General features: G+C 72.4%; 8 protein-coding genes. 4 read left to right on the top strand and 4 right to left on the bottom strand.

All coding sequences use genetic code 11. The features are described from left to right. Positions 1 to 80: 80 nt before the first annotated feature. A complete protein-coding gene (locus tag NQU54_RS42575; protein WP_257635670.1) occupies positions 81 to 1,259 on the bottom strand; it encodes an alpha/beta hydrolase in 1,179 nt (392 codons plus the stop codon). 147 nt (positions 1,260 to 1,406) lie between these two features. Here NQU54_RS42575 and NQU54_RS42570 point away from each other — a divergent pair, with 147 nt between their 5' ends. Beyond that, entirely contained in the window at positions 1,407 to 2,000 is a 594-nt protein-coding gene (locus tag NQU54_RS42570) for a TetR/AcrR family transcriptional regulator (RefSeq protein ID WP_069875319.1), read from the top strand. A 285-nt stretch (positions 2,001 to 2,285) separates the two neighbouring features. Here the strand turns inward: NQU54_RS42570 and NQU54_RS42565 are convergent, their stop codons facing one another. Beyond that, a complete protein-coding gene (locus NQU54_RS42565) occupies positions 2,286 to 3,263 on the bottom strand; it encodes a DeoR/GlpR family DNA-binding transcription regulator (RefSeq protein WP_069875317.1) in 978 nt (325 codons plus the stop codon). 137 nt (positions 3,264 to 3,400) lie between these two features. Next, complete coding sequence (locus NQU54_RS42560; RefSeq protein WP_257635669.1) at positions 3,401 to 4,849, bottom strand: NAD(P)H-quinone dehydrogenase; 1,449 nt, start codon at positions 4,847 to 4,849, stop codon at positions 3,401 to 3,403. Positions 4,850 to 4,960: 111 nt separating this feature from the next. Here NQU54_RS42560 and NQU54_RS42555 point away from each other — a divergent pair, with 111 nt between their 5' ends. The 3 genes from NQU54_RS42555 (at position 4,961) to NQU54_RS42545 (ending at position 9,152) form a co-directional block, all read left to right on the top strand. Next, positions 4,961 to 5,398 carry a gamma-glutamylcyclotransferase family protein gene (locus tag NQU54_RS42555; RefSeq protein WP_069875312.1) on the top strand — a complete coding sequence of 146 codons (438 nt, stop codon included), beginning with the start codon at positions 4,961 to 4,963 and terminating at the stop codon, positions 5,396 to 5,398. Between the two features lie 238 nt (positions 5,399 to 5,636). Further along, positions 5,637 to 6,458, top strand: coding sequence for a purine-nucleoside phosphorylase (locus NQU54_RS42550; protein WP_069875325.1), 822 nt, complete (start codon positions 5,637 to 5,639; stop codon positions 6,456 to 6,458). Between the two features lie 951 nt (positions 6,459 to 7,409). Next, complete coding sequence (locus tag NQU54_RS42545; RefSeq protein WP_257635668.1) at positions 7,410 to 9,152, top strand: phospho-sugar mutase; 1,743 nt, start codon at positions 7,410 to 7,412, stop codon at positions 9,150 to 9,152. A gap of 512 nt (positions 9,153 to 9,664) precedes the next feature. On the opposite strand, the gene NQU54_RS42540 is transcribed toward NQU54_RS42545, so the two are convergent. Continuing rightward, positions 9,665 to 10,348 (bottom strand): PH domain-containing protein, encoded by a 684-nt coding sequence (locus NQU54_RS42540; protein WP_257635667.1) that lies wholly within the window; start codon positions 10,346 to 10,348, stop codon positions 9,665 to 9,667. Positions 10,349 to 10,484: the final 136 nt, after the last annotated feature.

Genomic DNA, 10,484 nt, shown 5'->3' with positions numbered 1-10,484 from the left:
CCGGACCACCGCACACACCATGACGGCGGGCCCCGGCCGGAAGATTCCGGCCGGGGCCCGCCGTCTTCGTCCGTCCCGGCTCAGCGGCCGTGCACCACGTCCTGGGGGAAGGTCAGCTGGCCGTTCATCCACCGCAGGGCCGTGGGCAGTTCACGGCGCCAGGTGCGGAAGTTGTGGCTGCCCCGGTCCAGGATGATCGACTGTGCGCTCATCGGTGGCCGGACCGCGGCAAGGAACTCGCGCGTGGCGCCGTAGTCGGACTCGCCGCGGCGGCTGGAGGCGACCAGCACCGACACCTGCGGCTGGGGCAGATGGCGCAGCCGCCACAGCAGATCGTGCTCCCGCTTCCCGCGCTCGCCCTCCGGGCCCCGGCCGAAGAGGTCGCCGGTGGTGGGGTCGTTGACCACGCGGTAGTCGGGCGACAGGGCCACCGCCGCGCTGTAGACACGGGGGTGACGGAGGGTCAGCTGAAGGGCGCAGGTGCCGCCCGAGGAGTAGCCCAGGACGCCCCAGGCGCTGGGGTCATGGCCGATCCGGTAGTGCTCCCGCAGCGCCTCGGGCAGGTCCTCGGCGAAGTAGGTCTCGGCCTGGGGGCCGCCGGGGACGTCCACACATTCGGTGTCGCGGGGCGGGGCGATGGTGGGCCGCACCATCACGATGACCGCCGGCTGCGACACCCCGGTGCGGATCAGCCCGCCCGCGGTCTGGGGCAGCCGCAGATGCTGGGCCAGCAGGAAGGACCCCCCGGGGTAGCCGCTGATCGCCACGATCACCGGGAAGCGCTGCCGGGCGTACTGGCGCTGGAAGTACTGCGGCGGCAGATAGACGTACGCAGGGTTGGCCACCTGGCTGCGGCGGCCCAGGATCCGCACCGACTCCACCTCGCCGGCCCGGTCCGGGGGCCCGCTCGGCAGCCCGTGCACCGCGTTCAGCCCCTGCGGCGGTGCGGGCCGCACCAGGCCGCCCGATTCCCCGACCGGCCCCGCGGCGCCGCCCTGCACATGGGACAGGGCCGCCGGGGCCGCCTCGTCCGCGCCCAGCAGTTCGTCCCAGGACCCATAGAACTGGAAGGTGGTGTTCACCGCGAGGGCCAGCGCGGCCACGATCGCGCACTGGGTCACCGCGAGGGAGGCCAGCCGGCCCAGCCAGGCCCGCACGCCCCGGCCCGCGAACCGCGGCCACAGCCAGAGCGTCAGCCCCGCGCATCCCGCGGCGAGGGCGATCGTCACATACTCGAGTGATCGACTGGTCAGTCCCATGGTTCTTCCACTCCGCCGCACCGCAACACACGGTGCCATCGCCCTGTTTGATGGCATTCGCGATACCCGCGTTGCCTGGCCAGGCCGTGCCTCCGGTCACGAAATGGCATGCTTGACTCACGGGCAGCCACGGCAGGGAGGACCGCGATGGCGATCGAGACAGCCACGGCGCAGACGCCACCGCGCCCCATGCGCGCCGACGCGCGCCGCAACTACGAGCGGCTGCTTGCCGAGGCGCGCACGGCCTTCACCCAGCACGGTACCGACGCTTCGCTGGAGGACATCGCGCGCCGCGCGGGAGTCGGCATCGGCACGCTCTACCGCCACTTCCCCAACCGCACCGCGCTGATGGGCGCGGTCTTCCAGGGCGAGATATGCGCCCTGCTGGAGCGGTCGCGGGAGCTGGCCAAGGCGCCACGGCCGTGTGAGGCACTGATCGACTGGCTGCGCGCCATCGTGGACCACGCCAGCACCTACCGCGGGCTCTCCCAGGCCCTGATGGCGTGCTCGGCGGACGAGACCTCGGAGCTGTCCCGCGGCTGTGGTGTGCCGCTGCGCGAGGCGGGCAGCGAACTGCTCGCCCGCGCACAGCAGAGCGGTGCCGTACGGTCCGATGTGGTCATCGCCGATCTGATGCAGCTCACCAACGCGATCGCGCTGGCCGTGGAGCAGTCGCCGGACGACCCGGAACTGGCCGACCGACTGCTGGCGCTGGCCTTCACCGGCCTCAAGGCCCGCTGACACCCGTCGGCGACCACGCGCCACAGGGGTCCGGCGGAGCCGCATATCGATACTTTCCCTTCTCCGCCCCTTCCTGCGGCACCGCTATGCGGCTCCGCCACATGGCGAGGGCTTCGCCCCTGGACCCAGGGGTCTTGGGCGGAGCCCGCCTTCCAGCCCCTCCGGCGGTTGAGGAGCGGGGTCTGAGGCGGAGCCCCAGTTGAGGGAAGGGGCGGGGAGGGGGAGCATCGATATGCGGCTCCGCCGCGTGGCCCGCCGCAGGCGTCACGATCCGGCAGCCAGTCGCTAGCGACGGCGCGGCGCCAGATCCGCCACCCGCCCCGGCTGCTCCGCCAGCGGCACCGCGGTGCGCAGCTGGGCGGAGCCGGGACCGCCCGGTGGATGGGGATGGTTGCGGCGTGGCCCCGGCAACGGCAGGCCCTCCTCGCCACCACGGCCCTGGGTCGGGCCCATGCGCCCCGACTGGCGCCCCGCGGAACCGCCGCCCTCACCGCCCCCGGCCGGGCCGGACCCCGCGCCCGGCCCGGCCACGGCGATCTGAACCCCCTGGTCCGCGAGGGCCTGGAGCTCGGTCAGGGCACGGTCGTCATGGCCGGGCGGCTCATCGGTCACCAGCCGTGTGATCACATCGGTGGGCACCGTCTGGAACATGGTGTCGGAGCCCAGCTTCGTATGGTCGGCGAGCACGACCACCTCCGCCGCAGCCTGGACCAGCGCCCGGTCGACGCTGGCCGAGAGCATGTTGGAGGTGGACAGGCCGCGCTCGGCGGTCAGCCCGCTGCCGGACAGGAAGGCGCGCGAGACCCGCAGCCCCTGGAGGGACTGCTCGGCGCCGCTGCCGACCAGGGCGTAGTTGGAGCCGCGCAGGGTGCCGCCGGTCATCACGACCTCGACCCGGTTGGCGTGCGCCAACGCCTGTGCGACCAGCAGGGAATTGGTGACCACGGTCAGCCCCGGAACCCGCGCGAGCCGGCGGGCCAGCTCCTGTGTGGTGGTTCCGGCGCCTACGACGACGGCCTCGCCCTCCTCGACGAAACCGGCCGCGAGATCGGCGATGGCCGTCTTCTCCGCGGTCGCTAGATGGGATTTCTGCGGGAAGCCGGACTCCCTGGTGAATCCGCCCGGCAGCACCGCACCGCCGTGCCGGCGGTCGAGCAGTCCTTCTGCCTCCAGCGCCCGCACATCACGCCGTACGGTCACTTCGGAGGTCTGGACGACGCGGGCGAGCTCCCGGAGCGACACCGCTCCGTTCGCACGCACCATTTCAAGGATCAATTGGCGACGTTCAGCAGCGAACACGAAACTGACAGTAACCCCCACGACCGTCTGTTTTCAGCAGCTTGCACCAATTAGCAGAAGTTGTACATCTGTGAGGGTACGAAGTGCTATAAGGACCGGGTCTATGACTCTTCCTGAGTCTTCCGGGTGTGCAACTGCCGCGCCACCTCGGCGATCGAACCGGACAGCGACGGGTAGACCGTGAAGGCGTTGGCGATCTGCTCCACCGTCAGATTGTTGTCGACCGCGAGCGAAATCGGGTGGATCAGCTCGCTCGCCCGCGGCGCGACCACCACCCCGCCGACCACGATGCCGGTGCCCGGACGGCAGAAGATCTTGACGAAGCCGTCCCGGATGCCCTGCATCTTCGCCCGCGGATTGCGCAGCAGCGGCAGCTTCACCACCCGGGCGTCGATCTTCCCGCCGTCCACGTCCGCCTGTGAGTAGCCGACCGTGGCGATCTCGGGGTCGGTGAAGACATTCGCGGAGACCGTCTTCAGGTTCAGCGGGGCCACCGCGTCCCCGAGGAAGTGGTACATCGCGATCCGGCCCTGCATCGCCGCCACCGACGCCAGCGCGAGCACCCCGGTGCAGTCACCGGCCGCGTAGATGCCCGGCGTGCTGGTCCGGGACACCTTGTCGGTCAGGACGTGCCCCGACTCCGCCAGCTTGACCCCGGCCTCCTCCAGACCGATGTCCGCCGAGTTCGGGATCGAGCCGACCGCCATCAGACAGTGGGTGCCGGAGATGACCCGCCCGTCCGAGAGCGTGACATCCACCCGGTCCCCCACCCGCTTGGCGGCCTGCGCCCGCGACCGGGACATCACGTTCATCCCCCGGCGCCGGAAGACGTCCTCCAGCACCGCCGCCGCGTCCGGGTCCTCGCCCGGCAGCACCCGGTCCCGGCTGGAGACCAGCGTGACCTTCGACCCCAGCGCCTGGTACGCGCCCGCGAACTCCGCGCCCGTGACACCGGAGCCGACCACGATCAGCTCCTCGGGGAGCTCGTCCAGGTCGTACACCTGCGTCCAGTTCAGGATCCGCTCGCCGTCCGGCTTCGCGTCCGGGATCTCCCTCGGATGGGCACCGGTCGCGATCAGCACCGCGTCCGCCACCAGCGTCTGCTCGGTGCCGTCCGCCGCCCGCACGATCACCCGCCGCGAACCGTCCAGCGACTGCTGCGGCGCCACCCGCCCGCGCCCGCGCATGACCCGGCCGCCGGCCCGGGTGACCGAGGCCGTGATGTCGTGTGACTGGGCGAGCGCGAGCCGCTTCACCCGGCGGTTGACCTTGCCGAGATCCACGCCGACCACCCGGGCCGCCTGCTCCAGCGGCGGGGTGTCGTCGGCGACGATGATCCCCAGCTCCTCATAGGAGGAGTCGAAGGTCGTCATCACCTCGGCGGTGGCGATCAACGTCTTCGACGGCACACAGTCGGTGAGCACCGACGCCCCGCCCAGACCGTCGCAGTCGACGACGGTCACCTCCGCGCCGAGCTGCGCGGCGACCAGCGCCGCCTCATAGCCGCCGGGTCCGCCACCGATGATCACGATCCGAGTCACATGCTCCATTGTCCCGCACTCGTTCGACAGCCTTCAGCCCGGGGGGTTTCGCGGGGGCGACTGACGTACGAACCTCCCGCCCCGGGGGCCGCTTCATCCCTCTCCCGTACCCTCAGACGCATGTCGCTCTACGCCGCGTACGCCGGCAACCTCGACGCGCGGCTGATGTCCCGCCGCGCACCGCACTCCCCACTGCGCGGAACGGGCTGGCTGAACGGCTGGCGCCTCACCTTCGGAGGCGAACAGATGGGCTGGGAAGGGGCCATCGCCACCATTGTGGAGGCGCCGCGCTCCCAGGTCTTCGTCGCCCTCTACGACATCGCGCCCATGGACGAGGACTCCATGGACCGCTGGGAGGGCGTCGGCCTCGACATCTACCGGCGGATGCGGATCCGGGTCCACACCCTGGACGGCGACGAGGCCGCCTGGCTCTACGTACTCAACGGCTACGAGGGCGGACTGCCCTCGGCGCGCTACCTGGGCGAGATCGCCGACGCGGCGGAATCGGCGGGGGCGCCGCACGACTATGTGATGGAGCTACGGAAGCGCCCCTGCTGAGTCCGGTGTGTCCGGTTGATCGGGTGGGTCCGGTGGGTTTGGGGTTCCGCTTGGGGTCCGGCTCGCTGGGTCCGGCCGGCCGGGGTCCGGCCGGCCGGGGTCCGGCCGGCCGGGGTTCGGCTGTCCCGGGGCGGGGGCCGTGGGCCTGGGGCCTGGGGGTCAGCGGTAATGCAACGATCCGAATACCTAGGCGAATGCCGTCTACGCGCGTAGGCAGTAACCGGCTACCCTCGTGCGCGTGAACGCATCAGTTTCTTGGGACAATCAGGGCGACCCGCACGCCGCCGCCGACTCCGCCGCCAACCGCCTGCGCGAGCTGACCGGTGCGGAGACCCACGACGTCGCGCTGGTCCTGGGCTCCGGCTGGGTCCCCGCCACCGACGCCCTCGGGGCGCCCGAGCACGAGTTCCCCGTCACCGAGCTGCCCGGCTTCCCGCCGCCCGCCGTCGCGGGCCATGCGGGCCGGATCCGGTCGTACCGGATCAACGACAAACGGGCGCTGGTCTTCCTCGGCCGTACGCATTACTACGAGGGCCGCGGTGTCGCCGCCGTCGCACACGGGGTACGCACCGCCGTCGCCGCCGGCTGCAAGACCATCATCCTCACCAACGGCTGCGGCGGCCTCCGCGAGGGCATGCGCCCCGGCCAGCCGGTACTGATCAGCGACCACATCAACCTCACGGCCACCTCCCCGATCGTGGGCGCCAACTTCGTCGACCTCACCGACCTGTACTCCCCGCGGCTGCGCGCCCTGTGCCAGCAGATCGACTCGACCCTGGAGGAGGGCGTCTACGCCCAGTTCCCCGGGCCGCACTACGAGACGCCCGCGGAGATCAACATGGTCCGCACCATGGGGGCCGATCTGGTGGGCATGTCCACGACCCTCGAGGCCATCGCGGCGCGCGAGGCGGGCGCGGAGGTGCTGGGCATCTCCCTGGTCACCAACCTCGCGGCCGGGATGACGGGCGAACCCCTCAACCACGAGGAGGTCCTCCAGGCCGGCCGCGACTCCGCCGCCCGGATGGGGAGCCTGCTGGCCCAGGTCCTCGACAGACTCTGACCCGCCGCCGTTCGGGCAACCCGCTCCCCGTGGTGCTGGTGGTGCCGGTGGTGGCGTCACGGCGAGCTGCGCGGGTACTCACCCCTCAGCCAACTGAACAGCGCATCGCACCCATGAGCGGGCGGGGCCGGGGTGCGCGGCCGGTTGGGTGGTGGGTGCCGGGGGCGGGGCCTCCGGTGCGGCGCCCTGGACCGCATATTTACGTCGCCGACGAACGAAGATCGTTGTGTTGGTCGGAGATTGGCGCCACAAATATGCGACAGCGTCCAGGACACCACACCTCCGACCCCACCCCCTCCCGTCTCGTCGGCGGCCACCAGCCCGGCGGCACGCGTCACCCATCCGGCCCCGGCCCCCCAGGGGCCAGTGGCTGGCAGAGATGGGCACGCCCCGCCCGTCCGACTCCAAACGGCCCGACGGGCCCTTCCCACCACCCGGACCCAGCCCGGTTCCGGATCGCGACCGGGCCGCGTCGTGGGCGGCAGTTCCTTCCGCCGGATGAAGACTGACCCAATGGCCTCGCGATTTGGCGCCCGATCGCTGGGTGGGGCTGCTCGGAGGGCCGGATGTCGGCCCTGGACCATCGGGAGCCGGATAGTGGCTTGCGGGCGCCCCGGGCGGAACGCGGAGCGGGCGGGCGTTCTGTGTCACCGGGGGGCGGTCGCCGACGAGACGGGAGGGGGCGGGGTCGGAGGGGTGGGGTCCTGGACGCTCGGGGTTCCCCATGCCGAAGGCCAGGGGCGTATTTGTGGCGCCAACTCCCGGCCAACGCAACGATCATCGTTCATCGGCGCCGTAAATATACGGTCCAGGGCCCCGCCCCGGAGGCCCCGCACCCGCACCCACCACACAACCGATCGCGCACCACAGCAACCACCACCCCACCCCCACCCGCACCCGCACCCGCACCCGCACCCGCCCGAAACAACCGTCGCCCCCCAGGAGGCCCACATGGCCACGGAGCACGACCTCATCGCCCAGGCGCGCGCTTGGCTTGCCGAGGATCCCGATCCCGAGACCCGGGACGAGCTCAGCGCGCTGCTCCAGGCCAACACGGACGACGCGCTGGACGAGATCGCCGATCGGTTCTCCGGGACGCTCCAGTTCGGCACCGCCGGGCTCCGGGGCGAGCTCGGGGCCGGGCCCATGCGGATGAACCGGGTAGTCGTCATCCGCGCCGCCGCGGGACTCGCCGCGTACCTGCGCAAGCATCAGCGCGAGGATCAGGGTCAGGGGCAAGGTCAAGCTCTCGTCGTGATCGGCTACGACGCGCGCTACAAGAGCGCCGACTTCGCCCGCGACACCGCCGCCGTGATGGTCGGCGCCGGGTTCCGCGCCGCCGTGCTCCCGCGCCCGCTGCCCACGCCCGTGCTCGCCTTCGCCATCCGTCACCTCGGCGCCGTCGCCGGCGTCGAGGTCACCGCGAGCCACAACCCGCCCCGCGACAACGGCTACAAGGTCTACCTCGGCGACGGCTCCCAGATCGTGCCGCCCGCCGACGCCGAGATCGCCGCCGAGATCGCGGCCATCCGCAGCCTGGACGACGTCCCCCGCCCGGACGGCGGCTGGGAGACGCTGGACGACGACGTCCTGGAGGCGTACCTCGCGCGCACGGACGCCGTTCTCACCCCGGGTTCGCCCCGTAACGCCCGCGTCGTCTACACCCCGCTGCACGGCGTGGGCCGCGAAACCCTCGCCGCCGCCTTCGCCCGCGCCGGTTTCCCCGCGCCCGCGGTCGTCCCCGAGCAGGCCGAGCCGGACCCGGCGTTCCCGACGGTCGCGTTCCCGAACCCGGAGGAGCCGGGGGCGATGGACCTGGCGTTCGCCACGGCCCGCAAGGTCGCTCCGGACATCATCATCGCCAACGACCCGGACGCGGACCGCTGCGCCGTCGCCGTGCCCACGATCACGAACCCCACGGCCCCCACGGACGCGGCCAGTTGGCGCGTGCTCCGCGGTGACGAGGTGGGCGCGCTCCTCGCCACCCACCTCGTCCACAAGCGCGCCCGCGGCGCCTTCGCGACCACGATCGTCTCCTCGTCGCTCCTCTCCCGGATCGCGGCCGACGCGGGGCTGCCGTACGCCGAGACGCTGACCGGCTTCAAGTGGCTGGCCCGCGTGGACGGGCTGCGTTACGCGTATGAGGAGGCGCTCGGCTACTGCGTGGACCCGGAGGGCGTACGCGACAAGGACGGCATCACGGCCGCGCTGCTCGTCGCCGAGCTGACGTCCGAGCTCAAGGAGCAGGGCCGCACCCTGGGCGACCTGCTGGACGACATCGCGGTGGCCCACGGCCTGCACGCCACCGACCAGCTGTCCGTACGCGTCAAGGACCTCTCCCTCATCGGCACCGCGATGAAGCGGCTGCGCGAACAGCCGCCCACCGAGCTCGCGGGGCTCGCCGTGACCTCGGCGGAGGAGCTGTCGCGGGGTACGGAGACGCTGCCCCCGACGGACGGCCTGCGCTACCGGCTGGCCGGGAAGGGGGCCGTGCGGGCCGCCCGTGTGGTCGTCCGGCCCAGCGGCACCGAGCCGAAGCTGAAGGGCTATCTGGAGGTGGTCGTCGACGTCCCCGCCGCCGACGCCCTCACCCCGGCTCGTGCCACGGCGGACACCGTGCTGGCCGCGCTCAAGGGGGACCTCTCGGTGGCGGCGGGAATCCAGTCCGCGGAAACGGCGGCCGCGGGCGCGTAGCCCGCCGCGTCGGATCCGGCTGAGGGCGCGTGGGCGCGCGCCGGGTGCGTGGGTGGTGCGCCCGCTGTTCGTGGTGGGTGCCGGGGGCGGGGCCTCCGGTGCGGCGCCCTGGACCGCATATTTACGTCGCCGACGAACGATGAACGTTGCGTTGGCCGGCGATAAGCGCCACAAATATGCGACAGCGTCCAGGACACCACCCCTCCGACCCCGCCCCCTCCCGTCTCGTCAGCGGCCACCAGCCCGGTGACACAGCCCCGGCCAGCTCCCCGGCCCGCCCGGTGGCAGACGACGAGGCCCCGTAGCGACCCTGGGCGGGGCGCCGCGCCCCGGGTTCACGTGCGGAAGGTGCCGCCCGGTCCGGTCACGGCGACAGGGCGGCGAGCTTCTCGAAGCCGCAGGAGTCATGGCCGACGACGACAGCCGTAGGCATCGCGGCGTCGTTCTCCGCGTGACAGGCGGCCGCGGCGTCCTGGCCGCCCCGGCCAGCCCGCGCGGCCGGGGCCCAGGGGTCAGCCGATGGCCAGCATGATGGCCAGGAGTACCGCACCGGCCAGCGTCGGGGCGATGATCTCGAACGCCCAGCGCACCTCCGGCGCCCCCTGGGCGCCCTCGCGGTGGGCGTTGGTCTCGGCCATCTCGCGGAGATCGCCCATCGCCACGTCGGAGGGGGCCCGCCGGTCCTCGTCGGGCTTGTTCGCCGACACATGGGCGGACGTGCGGCCGAAGGGGTCCTCCGATGCCGCCCTGGCCTGGTGCCGGGCGGCCCGCTTGCGCTGTCGCAGCGAGACCGGGATCGCCCACAGCTGGTACTTCGCCCCGCCCGCCAGCACCTCGCTGGTGTATCCGGCGCGCACCCCCTCGACCGAGGCCCAGGGCAGCGTGATCGTACGGAACGGGTTGCGGACGAGCAGCCGGTCCTGCCCCGCGTGCACCGACGGGCGGACCGTGAAGGCGATCACCACCGGCACCGCGCACAGCAGCCCGGCCAGCGCCAGCCACGGCGTCCGGCCCTCGCCCCGGATCATCGCGTCGATGCCCAGCCAGCCGCTGAGCGCGAGCAGCAGCACCCCGCCCGCGATGCCGCTCGGGGAGCGGTAGATCCGGTCCGAGAAGGTCTCGGGGGCGGAGGGGGACGCGGAGGAGGATGCGGAGGATGAGGCAGTGGAGGCTGAGTCGTCGTCCGGGCTCGTCATGCGCCCGATTGTGCACCACACTCCTGGTGTGGGGGATGTCCAGGGGACGCCCGCGGGCCCGGCCTGGACTTCTCGCCCTCGGCCCCCGACGGATTCCGGGGCCGGGGGTGACATCCGACTACGCGCGTAGATATGC

The sequence above is a fragment of the Streptomyces malaysiensis subsp. samsunensis genome, assembly GCF_024519315.1.
In the GTDB taxonomy this organism is placed as follows: Bacteria; Actinomycetota; Actinomycetes; order Streptomycetales; family Streptomycetaceae; genus Streptomyces; species Streptomyces malaysiensis.
Note: the sequence above shows the minus strand (reverse complement) of the source record. Positions and strands in the feature narration are given on the sequence as shown.

What these genes read in the sequence shown, in the direction of transcription:
- NQU54_RS42575 (WP_257635670.1), bottom strand. Translation starts at nt 1,259, where the DNA reads ATGGGACTGACCAGTCGATCACTCGAGTATGTGACGATCGCCCTCGCC.
- NQU54_RS42570 (WP_069875319.1), top strand. Translation starts at nt 1,407, where the DNA reads ATGGCGATCGAGACAGCCACGGCGCAGACGCCACCGCGCCCCATGCGC.
- NQU54_RS42565 (WP_069875317.1), bottom strand. Translation starts at nt 3,263, where the DNA reads ATGGTGCGTGCGAACGGAGCGGTGTCGCTCCGGGAGCTCGCCCGCGTC.
- NQU54_RS42560 (WP_257635669.1), bottom strand. Translation starts at nt 4,849, where the DNA reads ATGGAGCATGTGACTCGGATCGTGATCATCGGTGGCGGACCCGGCGGC.
- NQU54_RS42555 (WP_069875312.1), top strand. Translation starts at nt 4,961, where the DNA reads ATGTCGCTCTACGCCGCGTACGCCGGCAACCTCGACGCGCGGCTGATG.
- NQU54_RS42545 (WP_257635668.1), top strand. Translation starts at nt 7,410, where the DNA reads ATGGCCACGGAGCACGACCTCATCGCCCAGGCGCGCGCTTGGCTTGCC.
- NQU54_RS42540 (WP_257635667.1), bottom strand. Translation starts at nt 10,348, where the DNA reads ATGACGAGCCCGGACGACGACTCAGCCTCCACTGCCTCATCCTCCGCA.